Origin of the sequence: Tundrisphaera macrotermitis, assembly GCF_051175315.1 — a bacterium.
GTDB lineage: Bacteria > Planctomycetota > Planctomycetia > Isosphaerales > Isosphaeraceae > Tundrisphaera.
In genome coordinates this window covers 3897701-3919042 of sequence record NZ_CP195100.1, presented here as the reverse complement: position 1 = coordinate 3919042, position 21342 = coordinate 3897701, and the positions used below count along the sequence as shown (strand labels likewise).

General features: G+C 69.6%; 17 protein-coding genes. 9 read left to right on the top strand and 8 right to left on the bottom strand.

The genetic code is table 11. The annotated features are described in order from the left end of the window. Positions 1 to 247: 247 nt before the first annotated feature. From TA3x_RS15785 to TA3x_RS15750, 8 genes are all read left to right on the top strand, one after another. Entirely contained in the window at positions 248 to 1387 is a 1140-nt protein-coding gene (locus TA3x_RS15785) for an FAD:protein FMN transferase (RefSeq protein ID WP_435015613.1), read from the top strand. Positions 1388 to 1419: 32 nt separating this feature from the next. After that, positions 1420 to 2502, top strand: a complete 1083-nt coding sequence (locus tag TA3x_RS15780) for a DoxX family protein (protein WP_435015612.1) — start codon at positions 1420 to 1422, stop codon at positions 2500 to 2502. 13 nt (positions 2503 to 2515) lie between these two features. Next, positions 2516 to 4090 carry a Gfo/Idh/MocA family protein gene (locus TA3x_RS15775; protein ID WP_435015611.1) on the top strand — a complete coding sequence of 525 codons (1575 nt, stop codon included), beginning with the start codon at positions 2516 to 2518 and terminating at the stop codon, positions 4088 to 4090. 417 nt (positions 4091 to 4507) lie between these two features. After that, positions 4508 to 5611 carry a glycosyltransferase family 4 protein gene (locus tag TA3x_RS15770; RefSeq protein WP_435015610.1) on the top strand — a complete coding sequence of 368 codons (1104 nt, stop codon included), beginning with the start codon at positions 4508 to 4510 and terminating at the stop codon, positions 5609 to 5611. Next, on the top strand, positions 5608 to 6873 hold the full coding sequence (locus TA3x_RS15765; RefSeq protein ID WP_435015609.1) for a glycosyltransferase family 4 protein: 1266 nt from the start codon (positions 5608 to 5610) through the stop codon (positions 6871 to 6873). The genes TA3x_RS15770 and TA3x_RS15765 overlap by 4 nt, the downstream gene beginning before the upstream one ends. 57 nt (positions 6874 to 6930) lie before the next feature. Further along, positions 6931 to 8202, top strand: a complete 1272-nt coding sequence (locus tag TA3x_RS15760) for a glycosyltransferase family 4 protein (RefSeq protein ID WP_435015608.1) — start codon at positions 6931 to 6933, stop codon at positions 8200 to 8202. 79 nt (positions 8203 to 8281) lie between these two features. After that, entirely contained in the window at positions 8282 to 8656 is a 375-nt protein-coding gene (locus TA3x_RS15755) for a hypothetical protein (protein ID WP_435015607.1), read from the top strand. A gap of 117 nt (positions 8657 to 8773) precedes the next feature. After that, positions 8774 to 9973, top strand: a complete 1200-nt coding sequence (locus TA3x_RS15750) for a glycosyltransferase family 4 protein (protein ID WP_435015606.1) — start codon at positions 8774 to 8776, stop codon at positions 9971 to 9973. Between the two features lie 93 nt (positions 9974 to 10066). Here the strand turns inward: TA3x_RS15750 and TA3x_RS15745 are convergent, their stop codons facing one another. From TA3x_RS15745 to TA3x_RS15730, 4 genes are all read right to left on the bottom strand, one after another. Next, a complete protein-coding gene (locus tag TA3x_RS15745) occupies positions 10067 to 11407 on the bottom strand; it encodes a Gfo/Idh/MocA family protein (protein WP_435015605.1) in 1341 nt (446 codons plus the stop codon). Between the two features lie 120 nt (positions 11408 to 11527). Next, on the bottom strand, positions 11528 to 13612 hold the full coding sequence (locus tag TA3x_RS15740; protein ID WP_435015604.1) for a S46 family peptidase: 2085 nt from the start codon (positions 13610 to 13612) through the stop codon (positions 11528 to 11530). A gap of 37 nt (positions 13613 to 13649) precedes the next feature. Continuing rightward, on the bottom strand, positions 13650 to 15803 hold the full coding sequence (locus TA3x_RS15735; RefSeq protein ID WP_435015603.1) for an OPT family oligopeptide transporter: 2154 nt from the start codon (positions 15801 to 15803) through the stop codon (positions 13650 to 13652). A gap of 94 nt (positions 15804 to 15897) precedes the next feature. Further along, entirely contained in the window at positions 15898 to 16536 is a 639-nt protein-coding gene (locus TA3x_RS15730; protein ID WP_435015602.1) for an adenylate kinase family protein, read from the bottom strand. A 159-nt stretch (positions 16537 to 16695) separates the two neighbouring features. Here TA3x_RS15730 and TA3x_RS15725 point away from each other — a divergent pair, with 159 nt between their 5' ends. Beyond that, a complete protein-coding gene (locus tag TA3x_RS15725) occupies positions 16696 to 17325 on the top strand; it encodes a histidine phosphatase family protein (RefSeq protein WP_435015601.1) in 630 nt (209 codons plus the stop codon). Positions 17326 to 17338: 13 nt separating this feature from the next. Here TA3x_RS15725 and rph read toward each other — a convergent pair whose 3' ends face one another. The 4 genes from rph to argB all read right to left on the bottom strand — a co-directional run bounded on the left by rph (position 17339) and on the right by argB (position 21333). Then, positions 17339 to 18061 (bottom strand): ribonuclease PH, encoded by a 723-nt coding sequence (gene rph, locus TA3x_RS15720; RefSeq protein ID WP_435015600.1) that lies wholly within the window; start codon positions 18059 to 18061, stop codon positions 17339 to 17341. Further along, complete coding sequence (gene argF / locus TA3x_RS15715; protein ID WP_435015599.1) at positions 18058 to 19005, bottom strand: ornithine carbamoyltransferase; 948 nt, start codon at positions 19003 to 19005, stop codon at positions 18058 to 18060. Before argF ends, rph begins: the two co-directional genes overlap by 4 nt. Beyond that, on the bottom strand, positions 19005 to 20258 hold the full coding sequence (locus tag TA3x_RS15710) for an aspartate aminotransferase family protein (protein ID WP_435015598.1): 1254 nt from the start codon (positions 20256 to 20258) through the stop codon (positions 19005 to 19007). Before TA3x_RS15710 ends, argF begins: the two co-directional genes overlap by 1 nt. Before the next feature lie 106 nt (positions 20259 to 20364). Continuing rightward, positions 20365 to 21333: an acetylglutamate kinase gene (gene argB, locus TA3x_RS15705; RefSeq protein WP_435015597.1), complete on the bottom strand. Its 969-nt coding sequence runs from the start codon at positions 21331 to 21333 to the stop codon at positions 20365 to 20367. Positions 21334 to 21342: the final 9 nt, after the last annotated feature.

Here is a 21342-nt window from a genome sequence, read left to right as displayed (position 1 = left end):
CCACGATCCTGTCACCGGCGCCGTGGTTGGCAAGCCAACCACAGCCACCCAGGACTGCCGAACCAAAGGCCAGAAGTCATGGGCACACCCGCAAGGTCCTCCGAAATCACCGGCCCCTTCCCGATGCGGGCGGATGCGGTATACTCGGTAGATGATGACGGGCTGCGCCCGCCCCGCCCCCGACCGCCACGCTCACGGTCGCTTTCGGTCGTAATCCCCGAAGAACGTCCCTTGGGATGGCCGCGCCATGTTCCCGGAAGGCGTTGACCACGATCCGACCCGTCGCCGGCCGCTCCACCGCCGCGACCTGTTCCGGCTCCGCGCGCGGGCCGAGGCGATGCCCGCCGCGCCGACGTCGGCCGCGCAGGCCGCCGGGTCGGGCGGATCGCACGCGATCATCAACGCGTCCCGGCCGGGGATGGGCTCGTTCTTCGAGGTCCGCCTGGGGGCGTCCGTGCCCGGTGCCGTCGATCTGGCGACCCGGGCCCTGGACCGGATCGACGAGCTGGAAGAACAGCTCACCGTTTACCACGACGATTCCGAGGTCAGCCGGCTCAACGCCCGCGCCCACCGGGGGCCGGTCGAGGTCGAGGACGGGCTGTTCCGGCTGCTGGAGCAGGCCGTCGCCATCGGCCGCCTGACCCGGGGCGCCTACGACGTGGCCGCCGGCGCCCTGTCCCTGGCCTGGGGCTTCACCCGCGGCCCCCGCCGCGTCCCGGACGCCGAGACGTTGCAGGACGCCCGCGAGCGGACCGGGTCGGCCCACCTGATCCTCGACCCCGAGTCCCGCACCGTCCGGTTCGCCCGCCCGGGTCTGGTCATCAACCTCGGGTCGATCGGCAAGGGCTACGCCATCGACCGCGCGGCCGACGTGATCCGGGGCCACTGGTGGCCGACCACGGCGCTGATCCACGGAGGTCGGTCGAGCCTGTACGCCCTCGGCTCCCCGCCCGACGACTTCGGCGGCCGATGGGCGGTCGCCCTCCGAGACCCGGCCGACCCGGAACGGTCGCTGGGGACCTTCCACCTCCGCAACCGGGGGATGGGCACCTCCGGCGCGGCGTTCCAGCGGTTCGAGGCGAACGGCCGCGAGTATGGCCACATCATCGACCCCCGGACCGGCGAGCCGCCCGACGACGGGCCGGCTTCCGTGACCGTGCTGGCGCCGACGGCCGCCGAGGCCGATGCTTTATCCACCGCCTTCTACCTGCTCGGGCCGGCGGCCTCGGCGACGATCCTCGCCGGCCGGCCCGACCTCGGGGCCGTGTTCGTGACCCGGCCCGGCCCCGATGCACCGTCCCGCGTCCTGGCGATCGGGCTGACCGACGCCGATTTCACCCCCCACCCGAAACGGTCGACGCCCCGAGGCCGATCCGCCCCGTATTAAGGGCGGGCCCGCCCGCGCCGGCCGAGCAGATGATGAAACGGAGGAGTCCCCTGGCCGCCTCGCGACGCTACTATCCCGGTTTCTTCGGCGCCCTGTTCCTCGTCGTCCTGCGGACCGCGATCGGCTGGCACTTCATGTACGAGGGGACGCAGAAGATCCTGACCACGCCCGAGGGGAAGAACTCGGTCCTGGCCCGGATCTTCCCGGTCCCCGAGGGGCCCCCGTTCTCGTCGGAAGGCTACCTCCGCAACGCCACGGGGCCGCTCGCCCCCAAGTTCCGGGGCATGATCCCGGATGTCGACTCGCTGCGCAAGCTCGACCCCAAGGCCCTGGAAGACGATTGGTCGCTGCTGACCGCCCGGGTCGCCGACCATTACCGCTTCGACGAGGCCCAGCGGGCCGAGGCCACCCGCGCCCTGCAGGACCGGATCAAGGTCGCCGACGACTGGTTCCAGGTCGTCGAGAACCGCGAGAAGGTCAAGAAATACAAGGACGACCTCGCCGAGATCGAGAAGGTCGAGAACAATCCCCGGGCGCTCGAATCCGAGAAGCTCAACGCCTGGAAGGAGCGCAAGGCGGTCGACACCGATCGCCGCGCCCTGGTCAAGGAGATGGACACCTGGACCGACACCCTCCGCGATAGCCTGGTCAAGCTGGCCAAGCCCGAGCAGGTCGAGGCGGCCGGCCCCTATGCCGTGCCCCCCACCGAGATCGAGAAGATCGACCGCCTGACCATGTACGGCCTGACCGCCGTCGGGCTCTGCCTGATGCTCGGCCTGTTCACCCCCCTGGCGGCCCTGGGCGGGGCGGCCTACCTGCTGAGCTTCTACCTGAGCATGCCCCCCTGGCCCGGCCTGCCCGAAGGGCCGAACCTGGAAGGGCACTACCGCTACGTCAACAAGAACCTGATCGAGATGTTCGCCTGCCTGGCCCTGGCCAGCACGCCCAACGGCCTCTGGATCGGGATCGACGCCCTGCTGTTCGGCTGGATCGGCCGGGGCCGGCGCGCCCGCGAGCAGGCCGAACTCCAGGCCCTGCTCGAATCCCAGGGGCGGGCCCAGGCCGCGCCCATCAACGTCGTCACCTCCGCCCCGCGCAAGAACAAGTCCCGCTGACCCGGAGCGACCCATGCTGAACCTGACCCCAGAGCAGCGCGCCCTCGGGCGCGAGAACGCCAATACCGCCATCGGCAGCACCCGCCGCGACTTCCTCAAGGCGGCCGCCGTCGCCCCCGGCCTCGGGGCGTTCTACTTCGGCTACCAGGCGATGGGCGACCAGAAGCCCGTCCGCGCCGCGATCATCGGCACCGGCAACGAAGGTTGCCAGGCCATGATCCACGACCACAACCGCGCCTACGTCGACTACATCGGCTTCTGCGACATCCGCCCGTCGCAGCAGGAGCGGGCCAAGAAGGAATTCACCAACCACAAGGATTACACCCCGGCCGACGTCGAGAAGCTCAAGAGCTACGCCGACGTCGATGAGATGCTGGCCGACAAAGACGTCGAGATGGTGGTGATCGCGCTGCCGCTCTGGCTCCACGCCCCGGTCGCCATCAAGGCGATGAAGGCCGGCAAGCATGTCTTCTGCGAAAAGCTGATGGCCCACAACATCTCCGAGTGCAAGGAGATGGTGAAGGTCGCCCACGAGACCAACCGGCTCCTGGCCATCGGCCACCAGCGGCACTACTCGGTCCTCTACGACAACGCCAACTACCTGGTCAAGGAAGGGCACCTCGGCGAGATCCGCCACATCCGCGCCCTGTGGCACCGCAACAACGCCTGCCCGCAGATCGAGAAGGACAGCGACGGCCGCCTCGTGTACGACGACAAGGGGAACCCGGTCTACAAGAAGGACAAGAACGGCAACGTCCTCTACTTCGACTCCTGGAAGCCGGACATCCCCGCCGCCGACCAGAACGTCGACTTCGCCAAGCACGGCTACAAGAGCCTGGAAGAGCTGGTCCGCTGGCGGCTCTACGACCGCACCGGGGCCGGGCTGATGGCCGAGCTGGGCAGCCACCAGCTGGACGCCTGCTCGATCTTCCTGGGCAAGAAGCACCCCCTGGCCGTCACCGGCATGGGCGGGACCTTCTTCTACACCGACGGCCGCGAGGTCGACGACCACGTGTTCGTCAACTTCGAGTTCCCCGGCAAGGCCGAGAACGACCACACCGTCGTCACCTATTCGTCGATCAACACCAACGCCTTCGAGACGTATGGTGAGGAGTTGATGGGAACGCGGGCCACGATGATCGTGGAAGGCGAGAAGGAGATGCTCCTGTACAAGGAGATCGACCGCAACACCTACAAGGGGGGCGGCGGGCCCAAGGCCACGACCATCACGGTCGAGAACAAGGCGGGCAACAAGCCCACCATCGAGGCCAGCCCCAGCCTGGCAGGCCCGTCGGCCGCGACCGCCCTGGGCGGCCTGGCCACGGCCGACGTGTCGCGCGGCTATCGCGAGGAGCTGGAGCACTTCGCCTACTGCATCCGCCACGGCAACCAGAGCGCCTACCACGACGCCGACGACAAGGACAAGCCCCGCTGCCGAGGCGAGGTGGCCCTGGCCGACGCCGTGATCGCCCTGACCAGCAACCTGGCGATGCGCCAGAAGCGGCGGATCGAGTTCAAGCCGTCCTGGTTCGACTGGCAGTCCCCGGACGTGCCCGAGAAGTCCGAGCAGATCGCCCGCCGCGGCTGATCCCGGTTCGGATCGAGGCGAATTCATGGGTCGAGGCGGTCGTCCCCGGCATCCCGGGTGCGCCCGCCTCGCCTTTTTCCCCTTGACGTCTCGGCATCGCTCCGCTATCAAGACGCCTCGGCCAGGATCGGCCGGCGTTCACCATGCCCGATGGCCAAGGATGGAAAGGGCCGAGCGATGATCGCTCCTCACCGAACCCGACCCGGGACGAGCCCCGCGGCCCATCCGGCCGACGCCGGGCCGATCCGCGCCCGCCGTGGCGTCGGCTGCATGGCGAACGGATCGGAAGATCCCTGATCGACGGACCGGGCGTGCAGCAGGGCGGGGCATGGAAGCCCCACGTCCGGGCGGGGCAACCCCGACCCCCCCGGGCGAGCGAAGGATCGACCAAGTCCGTGGGTATCGGAGCGCCTTCCCGTGCCGAAAATCGCCTGCTTGACCCCGCTCTATTTCAGCGACGAATCCTGCATCGGAGGCGGGGAGCGCTACCCGCTCAACCTGTCGCAGGGGATCGTCCAGAGTACGGGCGGGGCGTACACCGTCGAGATCCTCTCGTTCGGCCCCAAATCACGGACCTGGCCGATCGCCCCCGGCCTGACCATGAGGGTGCTGGAGGCGGCCCGCCCGCCCCAGCACCCGCTCGACGTGGTCTCCTGGGAGCTGCCCTCGGCGCTCGTCGATGCGGACCTCGTCCACATCCACCAGGCCTACACCCGCTGCACCGAGATGGCCATCCTGGTCGCCAAGCAGCAGGGCAAGCCGGTGGTGGTGACCGACCACGGCGGCCCCAGCAGCACGCTCGGCACGTCGGTCGGCTGCCTGGAGATGGTCGACCACATCATCTCCTACTCGGACTTCGGCAAGGCCGCCTACCGGGTCTCGACGCCGATCACTGTGGTCAAGGGGGGCGTGGACGGGACCATGTTCACCCCGCCCGCCAGGCGGCCCGAGCGCGATCGCATCCTCTATGTGGGCCGGCTCCTGCCCCACAAGGCGATCGACCGGCTGATCACGGCCTGCCCGGCCGACATCCCGCTGACCGTCTGCGGGCGGCCGTATAACCCCGACTACTTCGAGATGCTCAAGAAGCTCGCCGTGGGCAAGGACGTCCAGTTCGTCACCGACGCCGACGACGACACGACCCTGGATTTCTACCGCCGGTCCTGGGCGACCGTGCTCCCCTCGGTCTATCGCGACTGCTACGGCAACACCTACCTCTGGCCGGAGCTGATGGGCTTCACCCTGTTGGAGTCGATGTGCTGCGGGACGCCGGCGATCTGCTCCGACGTGGCGGCGATGCCCGAGTTCATCATCGACGGCGTGACCGGCTTCGTCTTCAAGGACCTGCCGATGCTGACCGACCGGATTCGCCGCCTGGCCTCCGACCCGGTGCTGGTCGAGACGATGGGGGCCCGGGCCCGCCGCGAGATCGACCAGGTCTACGACCTCCGGGTCGCCGGCGCCCGCTTCGTCGAGGTGTATGAGCCCCTGATCGCCCGAGCCCGCGGGGTGGCCGCGTGAAAATTCTGGTCCTGAGCAACCTCTACCCGCCCGACACCGTCGGCGGCTATGAGCTGGGCTGTAAGCAGGCCGTGGATGCGCTCCGCGCCCGGGGCCACGACGTCCGCGTCCTGACCTCGGCGCCCCGGACGCCGGCCCCTCACGTCCCGCACGTCGCCCGGGTCTTCCAGATGCCCGACGTCTGGGACAACTACCTGTTCGCCCGCAGCCGCCCGGTCACGGCGTACCTCGCGCAGTCGCGGGCCTCGGTGGTCAACGCCTACAACGTCCATGCGCTGACCCGCGAGATCGAGAATTTCCGGCCCGACGTGGTCTACGTCTGGAACATCCTCGCCCTCGGCGCCCTCGGGCTGCTGGCGGCGATCCAGCACCGGGGGATGCCCTGGCTCTGGCACCTGATGGACGACGTGCCGCTGAACATCTGCCGGGTCATGGGCCCGGTCCAGCAGACGCTCCAGGCCGAGTTCGACCGCCAGCTCGACGGTGACTTCCTCGCGTGCAGCCGCCAGCTCGTCGCCGAGATCGAGGCCGGCGGCGTGCATCTCGGCGACCGGGCCGAGGTCATCCCCAACTGGGTGGTCGGCGACTCGCCCGAACCACGCGAGCGGATCTACCGGCCGGGCCAACCGCTCCGGGTCGCCTTCGCCGGCTACGTCGCGGCACACAAGGGGGTGGACCTGCTGGTCGAGGGGGCCGCGAAGCTCCGCGAACTGGGCCACGACGACTTCCGCGTCGGTGTCTACGGCCGGGTCGATGACCATCACTACCCGAGCCTGGCCCAGAAGCACGACGTCGCCGACCACGTCGCCTTCCTCGGGACCCGGCCGCAGTCCGACCTCGTCGGGCTGTATCGCGACTACGACGTCTTCGCCTTCCCGACCTGGGAGCGCGAGCCGTTCGGCTTCGCCCCGCTGGAGGCGGCGTGGCGGGGCTGCGTCCCCCTGGTCACCCAGACCTGCGGGTTCAGCGAATGGCTGATGCACGGGGTCCACTGCGTCAAGATCGAGCGGAGCGCCCGGGGCATCGCCGAGGCCCTGGCCTCGATCATCGAGGGCCGCGTCGACCTCGCCCCGATCGCCCGCCGCGCGGCGGCGGCCGTCGATCGCGACTTCCACATCGACGCGGTCGTCCCGAAGATCGAGCAGGCCCTGGCCCGCACGGCCGCCCGGCCGACGAAGGCCAAGGGCACGGCCGACGAGGCGTACCGGCTGGCACTGCTGGCCGAGAAGCTCGCCAAGGTCTTGATCCAGGAAGCCGCCTGATATCCCCGACGTCGCGGATTGATCGACGAGACCCCCCCGTACAGAGGAGACGGCCGCGTGAAGATCCTGGCGCTGAGTAACCTGTACCCGCCCGACTACATCGGCGGCTACGAGGTCGCCTGCAAGCAGGCCGTCGACGCCCTTCGCGCGCTGGGCCACGACGTCCGGGTCGTCACCACCGCACCCCGGACGCCGGTGCCGCACATCCCCCACGTTCGCCGCGTCTGGCAGATGACCGACGTCTACAACGGCTACCTCGGCGCGAGGAACCGGCCGGTCACCGCCTACCTCGAACAGGCCGAATCGTCGATGGTCAACGCGTTCAACGTCCACGCGTTGGCGCGGGAGATCGAGGATTTCCAGCCCGACGCCGCCTATGTCCACAACATCGTCGCGGTCGGCGGCATCGGTGTGATGGCGACCCTCCAGCATATGGGCGTGCCCTGGGTCTGGCAGCTCGGCGACGAGATCCCGGTGACCATCTGCCGGATCATGGGCCAGGTCCACAAGCAGCTGTGCGGCGAGTTCAATCGCCAGCTCGACGGCGAGTTCCAGGCCTGCAGCCGCCAGCTCGTGGACGAGGTCGAGGCCGGCGGGGTCCGGCTCCGCGACCGCGTCGAGATCTTCCCCAACTGGGTGGTCGGCGAGAAGCCCCCCGCCCGGGAGCGTTACTACCGGCCGGGCCAGACCCTGCGGATCGCCTCCGCCGGTTCGATCAGTTCCTCCAAGGGGGTCGACCTCCTGATCGAGGGGGCGGCGCTCCTCCGGGAACTCGGCCACGACGACTTCCAGGTCGACATCTACGGCAAGGTCGAGGACCAGGCCTTCCCGACGATGGTCCACCGGTTCGGGCTCCACGACCACGTCCACTTCCGGGGCTTCAAGCCCCAGGCCGAATTGCAGGATTCGTACCGGGACTACGACACGTTCGCCTTCCCGACCTGGCAGCGCGAGCCGTTCGGGCTCGTCCCGCTGGAGGCGGCCTGGCGCGGGTGCGTGCCCCTGATCTCGCACACCTGCGGGATCAGCGAGTGGCTCGTCCACGGGGTCCATTGCGTCAAGATCCAGCGCAGCGCCCGCGGCGTGGCCGAGGCCCTGGCCTCGATCATGGAAGGCCGGATCGACCTGGAGCCGATCGGGCGGCGGGCGGCGGCGGTCGTGGAGCGGGACTTCCACATCGACGCCCTCTCCCCCCGGATCGAGCGGGCCCTGGCCCGCGCCGCCGCCAAACCCCGACGCGGGGCCGGGACCGCGGCCGAGGCGTACCGGCTGGCGCTGCTGGCCGAGAAGCTCGCCAAGGTCCTGATCCAGGAAGCCATCCCGGCCTGAGCCGGCCCGACCGATCACCTGTCATCATTTCGCGATCCGTTACCGGCCAGGTCGCTGGCCCCTTTCAAGGGATGTCGATATGGAACACCTCGTCTTCTACCATCACACGGCGGGCGGCTCGAAGCTCAAGAATCTGGTGCGTCGCGCGGCCCGCAAGGCGATCCTGCCGATGTGCCAGCGCCTGGTCGAGATCCTGACCCATTTCGCCCATCGGCTCGACCACAACGAGCACGAGGTCCGGACGCTCCGGAACGAGCTGAACGAGCTGCGCCAGCGGCACGAGGACCAGTCCAACAAGCTCCCGGCGGCCCTCGCCTTCGGCTGGGACTACGTGGCGATGGTCCGCCGGCTCGCCGTCCTGGAAGAGCACGTCGATACCCTGATGACGCGGGATCGCGGCGCGACGGGCCGGCCGTCGGTGCACTTCACCGCCCTGGAAGCCGAGCGGGCCTGACCTCCCCGACGCGCCGAGGTCGAGGCGCGATTCCTCCCCCGTGATCCGTGGAGCGATCCGATGGCCCCCGTCCCCACCCTCCGACGCGACCCCGGCCACAGGGCCCCGGATCCGGCCGTGCGCCGACCCGAGGCCTCGCCCCGGATGCGCGTGCTCTCGGTCCTGTCCTCGTCCACGCCGGCGTGCTCGGGGGTCGGCCGCCTCCTGTTCGAACTCTCCTCCCGGCTCGCGGAGCGTGTGGCCTTCGAATTCGCGATCGACGACACCCACCCCGAGAACGTCGCGCCGATCCAGGCGTTCGGCCGCGAGCACGGCATCCCGGTGCACGTCGGGCCCGGCCTCACCTCATCCCGGTCGCTCGACTCGTTCTCGGCCAGCCTGGCGGGGCTGCTCCGCCGGCACGACTGGGACCTGGTGGAGACCCTGGGCTGGTCCAACGCAGCGACCCATGCCCTGGTCCTTCGCGAGCTGGGCGAGCGGCCGATGGTCTACACGCCCGTCTATCAGCCGACCTGGGTCGGGCCCCTGCCCGAAGCCGTGGCCATCCAGACGGACTCGGTCCACCGCAGCATGGCGAACCGGGCCGATGCCGTGGTCTGCATCTCCCCCTGGGAACGCGCGGTGATCCAGTCGCAGGCCCCCGGGCGGAACCACTGCCACCCGTCGGCCCTGGGCTGCGACTTCAATGTCCATCGCGCCGGGCCCCTGGTCCGCGAGCCCAAGCTCCTGTTCGTGGGCGATGCGGCCGACCCCCGCAAGCGGTTCGACCGGATCGTGGCGGCGCTGCCCCGGCTCCTGGAATGGCGGTCGGGGATCAAGCTCGTCGTGGCCGGGCCGGCCGGCGCGTCGGCCCGCGATCGGATCCCGGAGTCGCTCCGCCCCGCGGTCCAGTTCCTGGACGCCTCCGGGCCGGGCGACCTGCACCGGGCCTACGCCGAGAGCAGCGGCCTGATCCTGCTCGGCGAGAACGAGGCGGCGGGCCTGCCGATCCTGGAGGCGTTGGCCACCGGGACGCCGGTCTTCGCCGCCGACTGGGGTCCGATGCGGAGCCTGTTCGACCCGTACAAGGGGGTGCGGTTCTGCCCCGACGATCACCCGGAAGCCCTGTTCCCCGTGATCGCCGGATCGCTGGAACGGGGCGCCGAGAGCATTCGCGAGACCCTCAAGGATCGCGACCGCCTCCGCTCGGCGTTCGACTGGGACGGACTCGCGATCCGCAAGTGGACCGCGATGGCCTCCGCCTGGTTCACCCGCTACTACATCGACCACCCGTTCCGCGGCCCCGCCGCCCGGGACAAGCCCGCCGTGGTCGCCTGATCCGGATCGGATGGATTGAGAAACGACGACGTCCGCCGATGGGTTCGATCCCATCGGCGGACGTCGGTTGGTTTCGAAGGCGGGCCGGTCGGGTCAGACCTTGGCCGGCACGATGAACGGGGCGCGGTAGGGGCGGGTCAGCATCGTATCCGCCTCGGGGTCGTTCAGGAACGACTCGGAGGACGGGTTGATGTGGAGCTTGCGGCCGAGCTTGTAGGCGATGTTGCCGAGGTGGCAATAGGCGCTCGACTGGTGGCCTTCCTCGATGTCGGCGGCCAGCGACTTGCGATCGCGGCTGCGGACGGCCTTGAGGAAGTTGTCGTAGTGGTTGCCGCCCCCCTTGCCGCCGGGGCCCTTCTCCATGTCATAGCCCATGTACGTCTGCCACTCGTTGTAGCCGGCGATGGCCAGCACACCTTCGCTGCCGTAGAAGATGTTGCCGACCTTGACGCCCAGCTCCTCGTTGGTCGGCAGGCCGCGGACCTCGAACTGGAGCAGCGAGTCGTCGAACTCGTAGGAGGCGTTCAGGGTGTTCGGCGTCTCGCCGTCGTCGGTGTAGCCGTACCGGCCGCCCGACGCCTGGACCGCCTTGGGGAACTCGCGCTTGCCCAGGCCCCAGCGGGCCAGGTCCATCTGATGGATGCCCTGGTTGCCGAGGTCGCCGTTGCCGGTGTTCCAGACCCAGTGCCAGTTGTAGTGGAGCTTGTTCGGGTTGAACGGCTTCATCTCGGCCGGGCCGGTCCAGATGTTGTAGTCCAGCCCCTCGGGGACCGGGCCGTCCGGCTTGTGGCCGATCGACTTGCGGGTCTTGTAGCAGAGGCCCTTGGCCATGTAGACCTTGCCGAGCTTGCCCGAGGCGATGAACGCCATGGCGTCCTGGACCGCCTTGTGGCTGCGGCACTGGGTGCCGGTCTGGACGATCCGGTTGTACTTCTCGGCGGCCTCGACCATCTTCCGGCCTTCGAAGACGTTGTGGCTGACCGGCTTCTCGACGTACACGTCCTTGCCGGCCTGGCAGGCCCAGATGGTGGCCAGGGCATGCCAGTGGTTCGGCGTGGCGATCGACACGACGTCGATGTTCGGGTCGTCGAAGACGTGGCGGAGGTCCTGGACGTACTTCGGCTCGGAGCCGTACTTGGCCCCGATCATCTTGTTCGCCTTGCCGATCACCTTCTGGTCGACGTCGCAGATCGTGGTGATCCGGGCGTCCTTCAGGGCAAGGTAGTTGCTGACGTGGTCCATGCCCCGCCCGTTGACCCCGAGCACCGCCACGCGGAGCTGGTCGTTGGCGGAGACCTTCTTGCCGTCCGCCGCGGGGGCATCGTCCGGGGCCGCGGCGCGGGCGCTCGCCGTGGCGGCGAGTTCGAACGCGGAGAGGCTGGCGGCCAGGGCCGCGGAATTCTGGAGGAAGTTCCGACGGTCGATCTCGGGCATGGGCGAGACCTCCAGGGGCGAGGGGCGAGGCGGGATGAGATGGGTTGGATGCGACCCATCTCAACCGCGGGGCCCGGCCGCGTCAAGCAAAAACGCCCGACCGCGGCCGGTTCGCAAAACTTACTTCGCCGACAGCTCGGCCGCCAGCGCCTCGGCGTAGTAGATCGATCGCAGGGCCTCCATGATCCCCCGCGAGTCGACCGACACGGCGCGGGCCAGGCGATCGTCGTAGGCGAAGTCCAGGACCAGCGAGTCGACGTTGCCGTCGAAGATCAGCCCGACCACCTCGTTGTCCCGGTTCGTGACCGGGCTGCCCGAGTTGCCGCCGATGATGTCGGCCGTCGAGATGAAGTTGAGCGGGGTGTCGAGCTTCAGCCCTCCCGAGTTCCGGGCCGCGAACCAGCTCGGCGGCAGCTCGTAGGGCGATTTGTCGCCGTGGGCCTTCGCATGATCGAAGGCGCCGCCGATCTGGGTGTAGGCAGGGATCGATTTGCCGTCGACCTCCAGCCCCTTGACCGTGCCGAAGGCGAGGCGGAGCGTGAACGTGGCGTCGGGATAGGTGGACTCGCCCAGCTCGGCGAACCGGGCCTTGGCGATCAGGGCGTACTGGGCGGTGTCCACGCCCTCCACCTCGTCCTCGAACCGTTTCCGCAGGGCGCGGGCGTCGGCGTCGACGGCGAGGGCGAGCTTGATCATCGGGTCGTCGGAGTCGGTGATGGCCGGCAGCCCGCCCTCGGCGATCTTCTTGCGGGCGGCCACGTCCGCCAGGCGCGAGCCGGAGACGAGGTCGGCGGCGGCCTGCTCGGGGGACCGGCCGCGCAAGACGCGATCGACCATCGGGTCGGCGCCCATCCTGGTCTTCCAGAAGGCGAGCGACCGGGCGAGCTTGGCCTTCTCGAAGTCGGGATAGACCGGGGCCGAGGAGAACAGCTCCAGTTGGAGCGATTCCAGGGCGGTGTCGCGATACTCGCGGAGCCGGTCGCCGTTGGGCTTCGCCTTCTCCTCGGCCAGCCGGACCAGGGTCCGGGCGACGCCGAACAGGTGGGAGTCGAAGGCGAACCCGCGCTCCAGGAAGCTGTACGGCAGCAGGATCTCGGCGGCGACCTTCTTGGAGCCGGCGATCTTGTCCCAGGCCCCGGCGTAGGCGGCCTTCTTGGCGGGGTCGGCGTCGATCGAGGCGCGGAGGGCCTTCTCGGCGTCGGCCTTGCGGGCCATCGCGGCCGGGTCCTTGAGCCCTTTCAAGCCGCCCATCCGGGCCTTGCGGCTGTTCTGGTAGCCGAACAGTTCTTCCTTGGACTGCCGCAGCTGCTCGGGGCCGAGCTTGCCGTAGTCCAGCAGGAACGACTCGCGCTCGTGGAGCATCTCCAGGAGCAGCGGGAAGCTGTGGTCGCGGAGATATTCGAGGTGGGCCACGGTGAACAGGCGGCTGGTCCGCCCGGGGTGGCCGGCCACGAAGGTCAGCTCCCCTTCCTTCGACCCGTCGGGGCTCCAGCGGAGGTGGTGGGCCGGCTTCACCGGCTTGCCGTCCTCATACGCCCGGAAGAAGCAGACGTCGAGGCAATAGCGCGGGTATTCGAAGTTGTCCGGATCGCCGCCGAAGAATGCCGCGTCGAACTCGGGGGCGAACACCAGCCGGACGTCGGTGTACTTCTTGGCCGTGTACAGGGCATAGCGGCCGCCCTGGTAGAGCGTGACAACGTCCGAGCGCAGGCCGGTCTTTTCGAGCGATTCCTTCTCGATCGCGGCCATCGCCGCGCGGCGGGCGACGGCGGCCTTGGCGTCGTCCATGCCGGGCTCGACGGCCGCGTTCACGCGGTCGGTCACGTCCTGGATGCCGACCAGGACGTTCAGCTCCAGGTCGGGGGCCTTGACCTCCTCAGCGTGGGTCTTCGCCAGGAAGCCTTCCTTGTAGTAGTCCTTCTCCTTGGTGCTGATCTTTTGGAGCGTGTCGGCGCCGACGTGGTGGTTGGTCATCACCAGGCCGTCGGCCGACACGAACGAGCCGGAGCCGCCGCTGTTGAACCGCACGGCCGACGACCGCAGGTGGTCGACCCACCCGGCGGGCGGCTCGAAGCCGTAGGTGTCCTTGAGGTGCTTGAGCGGCAGCTTGTCGAAGACCCACATCCCCTCGTCGGCTGGCACGATCCCTCCCGTCATCATCAGCGCGGCGGCGAAACCCAGGACGATCCTTCGACTCAACTTCATCGGGCGACCTCTCCAGGGGTGTGGGATTCCGGGCGGATCAGAGGTTTTCCTCGCGGACCTCGATCTCGCCTTCCATGCCGGCGGGCAGGCCGTCGCCCCGGAACAGGACGCCGACGCCGCACAGGAACAGCGCCGCCACCATCACGCCGAAGGCCCCCAGTGACGGCCAGGCCCCTTCGCTCCAGGAGGCGGGCAGGCGGCCCGACAGGTCGATCATGGAGGCCAGCCCCGGGGTCAGGGCCAGCAGGGCGATCAGGATGCCCGCGATCGACCCGCCCGCGATGTAGCCGCTGGCCAGCAGCACGGCCGGACTGGCGTCGGATTCCTCGGGCGGGGTCCGCTTGATCCGATCCACGGCCAGGCGGATCATCCCGCCCACGAAGATCGGCACGGACACCGCGAACGGCAGGTAGACGCCGACCGCGAACGCCAGGGCCGGGACGAACGACAGCTGCATCAGCACGGCGATCAGCACGCCCAGGATCACCAGCCCCCAGGGCAATTTGCCCTGCATGATCCCGTCGATGATCAGGGCCATCAGTCGGGCCTTGGGGGCGTCGTACTTGGTGACCTTGGTGCCGTCGTCGCGGACGTCGATCCGGCCGTTGATCGCCGGGTCGATCAGGTACTTGGCCTTCCCCGAGTCGTCCACCAGGTATTTGCCCGGCTGGGCCCCGGGCCGGGGGTCGACGACCCACCAGACCTTGTAGGTCTTGCCGTCGGGGCCTTCCTCGGAACGGGCGAGGTCGGAGGGGGCCGAGACGGTCGGCAGATGCTCGGGCTTCTCGGTCACGACCGTGCTGGCCTTGTTGAGCAGGAGCAGGACGAGGCCGATCACCACCGCCGAGGAGAGGGCCCCGACCAGGATCGCCACCTGCTGCGACCGGGGCGTGGCCCCGACCAGGTAGCCGGTCTTGAGGTCCTGCGACGTCGTCCCGCCGTTGGACGCCGCCACGCAGACGATCCCGGCGATCGACGCCGCGGCCATCCGGTATTCGGGCCCGACCCAGCCCAGCAGGACGAAGATCAGGCAGGTCGCCAGCAGGGTGGCCACGGTCATGCCGGAGATCGGGTTGGACGACGAGCCGATCTCGCCGGTCAGACGCGAGGAGACCGTGACGAACAGGAAGCCGAACAGGGCGATCATCGCCGCCCCGGCCACCCTTCCGGCCGGCCCGACCTCGCCGGGGAACAGCCCGCTGGCGGCGATCAGGACGACGAGCCCGGTGGAGCCCAGGCCCACCATCCAGAGCGGCAGGTCGCGGTCGATCCGGCCCGATCCGGCCGCCCGGCCGTCCGACTGCCTCAGGTCGCCGAGGCCCGAGCGGATCGAGGCGAGGATCAGGGGCAACGCCTGCAGGAGGCTGATGATCCCGCCCGCTGCCACCGCCCCGGCCCCGATGTAGAGGATGTAGGCGTTGCGGATGTCCTGGGGTCCCATCCGGGAGATCGGCATCGTGGCCGGGAAGATCGGCTCGGTCGAACCCTGGCCGAAGAGCATGATGGCCGGGGTCAGGACCAGGTACGCCAGCATCGCCCCGGACACCATGACCGCCGCCACCCGGTGTCCGATGATGTAGCCCACGCCCAGCAGGACCGGCGAGACATCGCAGGCGACCACCGCCCCCTTGAACTTCTCGAACGTCCGGCCGGGGGACGGCTGCCAGAGCTTCAGGGCCTCCATCGCGAACTGGTAGGCGAAGGCCATCCCGAACCCGGCGAACACGGTCCGGGCGCTGGAGCCCCCCTGCTCGCCCACGATCAGCACCTTGGCGCAGGCGGTCCCCTCCGGGTAGGCGAGCGTCCCGTGCTGGCGGACCACGAAGGCCCGCCGCAGCGGGATCATCATCAGGATGCCGAGCAGGCCGCCCAGCCCGGCCACCAGCATGACCCGGACGGCGGTCATGTCGTAGCCCAGGATCATCAGGGCCGGCATGGTGACGCCGACGCCGAAGGCGATCGACTCGCCGGCCGAGCCGGCCGTCTGGACGATGTTGTTCTCCAGGATCGTCGCTGGCCGGGTGCCGAACGCCCGGGAGAAGGCCCGGAACAGGGTGATCGAGAGCACCGCCACCGGGATCGACGCCGAGACGGTCATCCCGACCCGGAGGACCAGGTAGAGCGACGATGCCCCGAAGATGATCCCCAGCACCGCCCCGAGCAGGACGGCGGTCCAGGTCAATTCGGGCATCGCCGCGGATCCCGGGACGAAGGGTCGATGCGTCGGCGTGGCTTCCATCTCGGCGGGGACCGACGTCATCGGCATGTCCTCATCGGGGAGTCGTTCAGATCGATTCGGCCTTGGCCTTCACGGCCTCGCGGCGCTCGCGCTGGATCAGCGACAGCCGATCGACGATATCGCGCAGGACGTCGATCGGCGACTGCCCGGCGTCCACGTCGTAGATCAGCGACGGGTCGTAGAACTTGAGCGTCTGGTAGGTCTCGTCGTAGTAGGTCTGGAGCCGCCGGCGGATCACCTCCTCGTTGGTGTCGTCCAGGCGGTTCTCGCGGAGGGCGCGGGACTTGAGCCGCTCCATCGCCTTGGCGTTGTCGGCGATCTTGAGGTGGAAGATCTGGATCACGTCCAGCATGTGATCGAGCCGCTCGGCCTGGGCATAGTTGCGCGGCAGGCCGTCGAGCACGAGGGTGTGGATCTCGGGGATCAGGAACTCCTGGAGTTCCAGGATCTTGATGTGCCGCTCCCAGCTCCGCACCGTGAGGTCGTCGGGCACCAGGAGGCCCCGCGACGTGAAGTCGACGATCTCGCGGCCCAGCGTCCCGTACTTGGGGAGCTTCCGAAAGACGTCCCCGCACGAGACGTGCACGAGGTCGGGCAACTGGCCAAGGACCATCCCTTGCGTGCCCTTGCCGCTGCCGGGCATCCCGAACAGGAGGATGGTGCGATATCGTCTTTCCGCGGCCATAATGCTCACCTTGACCCGACGAGGCTTCCGACGTCCCGCGTCGGCCGGGGCGACGACGATCGTCGTCTTTCACCCCTAATCTATCATGGGAGCTTGCCGGCCGGCCCGGCAACCCCTTTTCCCGAGAATCACCGCCCCCGACCCGAGGCCGCCCGTTCGATGCAAGATCCGACCACGAGCCGTGTTCTGCTCCTCCGACACGCCGAGACCGCCGCCCCCGATCGGTTCCACGGGGCCGAGTCCGATGTCGCCCTGGGGCCACGCGGCCATCTCCAGGCCGAGGCCGCCGCGACCGCCCTGCGCGACTCCGGAATCCCGATCGCCGCGGTCTACTCGTCGGGGATGCTCCGCGCCCGCGAGACCGCCGCGCCGATCGCCGCGGCACTGGGGCTGGACACGGCGGTGGTGCCCGAACTCCACGAGCGCCGGATGGGCTCGCTCAGCGGCCGACCCCTGGCCGAAGGCTGGGACGACTACCAGGCGGCGATGGCCCTGTGGAAGGCCGACGACCTGGACGCGACCCACCAGGGGGGCGAATCCTACGCCCAGATCCGCGACCGGGCCGTGCCCGCCCTGGCGGCGATCGCCGATCGCCATCGGGGCCAGGCCGTCGTGGTGGTCGCCCACGGCGTCGTGATCCGGGTGCTGCTGACGGCCCTGCTGGAAGGGTCCGGCCCGGTCGAGTTCGACCGCTACGGGATCGACTTCGTCGCGGTCAACGACCTCCGGTGGGACGGCCGGACCTGGCGGGCGGCTCGGCTCAACGGGCACGAGGTCGCGCCGGGGTGATGGGGACCGAAGGTCAGGCATCGAAGGGCCAGTCGGCGCCCAGGGCCTCGCGCTGGAGCCGGGCCAGCTCGTCGATGCCGGACTCGGCCAGGTCGAGCAGGCTGGTGAGCTGGCCTCGCGAGAAGACTCCCCCCTCGCCGGTCCCCTGGACCTCGACCAGCCCGCCGCCGCCGAGCCGGATCACGTTGAAGTCGACGTCGGCCCGCGAGTCCTCGACGTAGTCGAGGTCGACCACCGGCTCCCCCTTGACGATCCCGGCGCTGATGGCGGCGATGCTGTCCCGGAGGATCAGCCGGCCCGCCTCGGGCCCGATCTTCGTCCGGACCGCGTCGGCCACGGCGATGAACGCGGCGGTGATGGCGGCGGTCCGGGTGCCGCCGTCGGCCTCCAGGACGTCGGCGTCGATGTGGATCGTCCGGGGGCCCAGGGCCTTGGTGTCGATCACGGCGCGGAGGCTGCGGCCGATCAGGCGCTGGATCTCGGTGGAGCGGCCGTCCGGCCCGCGCTTCTTGCGTCCGGGCGTGCTGCCGGGCAGCATCGCGTATTCGGCCGTGAGCCAGCCGACGCCCTTCCCTTCCAGGAACGGCGGGACGTCCTCGGCGATCTGGGACGTGACCAGCACGGTGGTCGCCCCCGAGCGATAAAGGACGCTCCCGGCGCTGTTGCGGGCGAACCCGCGTTCGATCTTCACCGGGCGGATCTCGCCCGGGGCGCGGCCGTCGTGCCGGGCGGTCATGAGGAGGCCCCTTCGCGGTTGAGCAGCCAGACCAGCAGGGCCTTCTGGAAGTGGAGCCGGTTGGCGGCCTGCGGGATCACCAGGCTGCTCGGGCCGTCCAAAACCTCCTCGGTCACCTCCTCGCCCCGGTGGGCGGGCAGGCAATGGAGGAAGATCGCATCGGCCTTGGCCAGACCCATCAGTCGGGCGTTCACCTGGTAGGGCTCGAAGACGGACTTGCGGGACTCGACCTCGTCCTCCTGCCCCATGCTCACCCAGACGTCCGAGTAGAGGACGTCGGCCCCCACGACGGCGGTCTCCGGATCGTGGTCGATCTGGAGCGGGACGCCGGGGTAGGCGGCGGCGAACCGGGATTCGAAGATGGACGGATACTCGTAGCCGGGCGGGCAGGACAGGACGAACTCCGCCCCCAGCGCCGCGGACGCCTGGGCCAGCGACCGGGCCACGTTGTTGCCGTCCCCCACGAACACGATCTTGCGCCCGGCCACCGGGCCCAGGGCCTCGCCGATCGTGAGGAAGTCGGCCAGGGCCTGGCACGGGTGCGACCAGTCGGACAGGGCGTTGATGATCGGGATCGTCGCGTGCCGGGCCAGTTCTTCCAGCGTGGTCTGGGAGTAGGTCCGCACGGCCAGCGCATCGACGTACTGGCTGATGACCCGGGCGAAGTCGGAGAGGCTCTCGCGCACCCCGAGGCCGACATCCTTGCCGTTGAGGAACAGGGCGTTCCCCCCCAGGCGGGTGATCGCGGTTTCGAAGCTGACGCGGGTGCGCAGCGAGGGCTTGTCGAAGACCAGCCCCAGCATCCGGCCGGACAGGAGGGGCGGGCGATGCCCCCTCTGGTCGTCGAGCTTCAGGGCGGAGGCCGCCGCGATGAGGTCGGCGACCTCGGCGGCGGTGACGTCGAACAGGTCGATGAAATGGCGGACCACCGGGCTGGCTCCCATCAGAGTGACGCCCCCGCCCGTCGGAGCGCGGCGGCCAGCATGGCACAGCCCTCGTCGACCTGCTCGTCGGACAGGTTCAGGGCCGGCAGAAGCCGGATCACGTTGCCGTGGGTGGCGTTGATCAGGAGGCCCTGATCCAGGCAGTCGGCCACCACGCCCGAGGCGTCGATGCTCAGCTCCACGCCGATCATCACGCCCAGGATCCGGATCTCCCGGATCAGGCCGGGGATCTCGCCACGGAGCCGTTCGAAGTGGCCCCGGAACCGCTCGCCGATCGCCTTGCCCCGGGCGAGCAGCCCGTCGGCCTCGATCGTCTCGACGGCCGCCAGCCCGGCGCGGCAGGCGATCGGGTTGCCGCCGAAGGTGCTGGCGTGCATCCCCGGCTTCAGGGCCGCGGCGACCTCGCGGCGGGCGATCGCCACGCCCGCCGCCACCCCGGCGGCCAGGGCCTTGGCACAGGTGAGGATGTCGGGCACGATGCCGAAGTTCTGGTAGCCGAACCATTCCCCGGTCCGGCCCAGCCCGGTCTGGACCTCGTCCAGGATCAGCAACGCCCCGCGCTCGTCGCAGATCCGCCGGACCCCTTCCAGATATCCCGGCGCCGGGAGGTTGACCCCCCCCTCCCCCTGGATCGGCTCGACCATGACGGCGGCCGTCTGGTCGTCGACGGCGGCCGCCAGCGCGTCCAGGTCATTGAACGGGATGTAGCTGAAGCCCGGGACCAGCGGCTCGAACCCCTCGTGATACTTGGGCTGGGCGGTGGCCGAGAGCGCGGCGTAGGTCCGGCCGTGGAAGCCGTTGAACATCGTCACGACCTTGTACCGGCCCGACGCGTGCCCGTAGGCCTTGGCCATCTTGATGGCGGCCTCGTTGGCCTCGGCCCCGCTGTTGCAGAAGAAGCACTGGCCGCCGAACGACCGCTCCGACAACGCCTGGGCGAACGCCCCCTGGGCCTCCATGTACCAGGTGTTGGGGACGTGGATCAGCTGGCCGACCTGGTCGCGGACCGCCTCAACGACGCGGGGCGGGCAGTGGCCGATCAGGTTGCAGCCCCAGCCCGGGAAGAAATCCAGGAACCTCCGCCCTTCCGCGTCCCAAATCTCCGACCCCTCGCCCCGGACCAGGCAGACCGGGTAGCGGCGGTAGTTCGGGACCACATAGCGATCGAACTGGGCGATCGTCTCGGCCGAGCTCTGGGTGGCGGCGTGGGACAAGGGGACGGCTCCTTCGAAAGAGCGGGCGGCATTCCGCATTCGTGGGTCGGCCGAAGCGGCCGGGATCGGGCGATATCGGGTCCGGAGCGATCCCGGCCCGCCGAGGTTCGATCGACCCCGGCGACCCGCGATCCGGCCCGGGGGCTCACATCGAGCCGGCGCCCCAGGACTGGCCGTTGCGGAGCACGGAGATGCGATCGGTGGGCATCGCGGCCCGGGCGTCGGCGGCCGTGCGTTCCAGGACGAGTTCCGTGCCGATGCCGGTGGTCGTGTAGGTCTCGACCAGCAGGGAGTGCCGGAGCCGGCCGTCCAGGATGTGGACCTTGCGGACCCCGGCGGCCAGGCTGGCCAGGCTCGCCTCGACCTTGGGGATCATCCCTTTGTCGATGATGCCCCGGGCGATCAGGTCGCGGCAGTCGTCGGGGGTCAGGCTGGGCAGGAGCGAGCTGGGATTGTAGCGGTCTTCGAGGATGCCGGGCGTGTCGGTGAGGAAGACGAGCTTCTCGGCCTTCAGGGCCACGGCGACGGCGGCGGCGGCGGTGTCGGCGTTGACGTTCAGGAGGCCGCCGTCATCGTCTTCGGCCAGGCTCGGCAGGACCGGGACGACCCCGGCCAGGCACATGTTCTCGATCGGCGAGCGGTCCACCTCGGTGACCTCGCCGACCCGGCCGAGGTCGATCGGCTGGCCGTCTTCGCCGGGCAGCGTGATGGGGTCGCCGTACAGGCACTGGTGCGTCTTGTGATGGAGACCCGAGGCCCGGCCGCCGAACTTCTTGATGTGGCGGACGATGTCTTCGTTGATCTCCTCGGCGAGCACGCGGGCGACGATCTTGAGCGTATCCGGGTCGGTGTAGCGGCGGCCCCGGACGAAGCGGGCTTCCAGGCCGGCCTTCTCCATCGCCAGGGTGATGGCCTTGCCGCCCCCGTGGACGATCACCGGCCGCATCCCCACGGTCTGCATGAACACGACGTCGACCAGCAAGGCCTGGAGCGCCTCGGGGCTCTCCATCACCGAGCCGCCGAGCTTGATGACCGTGAACTTGCCGTGGAACTGGCGGAAGTATCCCAGCGCCTCGATCAGCACGTCCGCCTTGCGGATCGCTTCCTCATGCACGGCCCGGCC

Bases quoted from the DNA above. Each gene is read 5' to 3' on its own strand.
- TA3x_RS15785 (WP_435015613.1), top strand. From the start codon at position 248: ATGTTCCCGGAAGGCGTTGACCACGATCCGACCCGTCGCCGGCCGCTC.
- TA3x_RS15780 (WP_435015612.1), top strand. From the start codon at position 1,420: ATGAAACGGAGGAGTCCCCTGGCCGCCTCGCGACGCTACTATCCCGGT.
- TA3x_RS15775 (WP_435015611.1), top strand. From the start codon at position 2,516: ATGCTGAACCTGACCCCAGAGCAGCGCGCCCTCGGGCGCGAGAACGCC.
- TA3x_RS15755 (WP_435015607.1), top strand. From the start codon at position 8,282: ATGGAACACCTCGTCTTCTACCATCACACGGCGGGCGGCTCGAAGCTC.
- TA3x_RS15745 (WP_435015605.1), bottom strand. From the start codon at position 11,407: ATGCCCGAGATCGACCGTCGGAACTTCCTCCAGAATTCCGCGGCCCTG.
- TA3x_RS15740 (WP_435015604.1), bottom strand. From the start codon at position 13,612: ATGAAGTTGAGTCGAAGGATCGTCCTGGGTTTCGCCGCCGCGCTGATG.
- TA3x_RS15735 (WP_435015603.1), bottom strand. From the start codon at position 15,803: ATGCCCGAATTGACCTGGACCGCCGTCCTGCTCGGGGCGGTGCTGGGG.
- TA3x_RS15730 (WP_435015602.1), bottom strand. From the start codon at position 16,536: ATGGCCGCGGAAAGACGATATCGCACCATCCTCCTGTTCGGGATGCCC.
- TA3x_RS15725 (WP_435015601.1), top strand. From the start codon at position 16,696: ATGCAAGATCCGACCACGAGCCGTGTTCTGCTCCTCCGACACGCCGAG.
- rph (WP_435015600.1), bottom strand. From the start codon at position 18,061: ATGACCGCCCGGCACGACGGCCGCGCCCCGGGCGAGATCCGCCCGGTG.
- argF (WP_435015599.1), bottom strand. From the start codon at position 19,005: ATGGGAGCCAGCCCGGTGGTCCGCCATTTCATCGACCTGTTCGACGTC.
- TA3x_RS15710 (WP_435015598.1), bottom strand. From the start codon at position 20,258: ATGCGGAATGCCGCCCGCTCTTTCGAAGGAGCCGTCCCCTTGTCCCAC.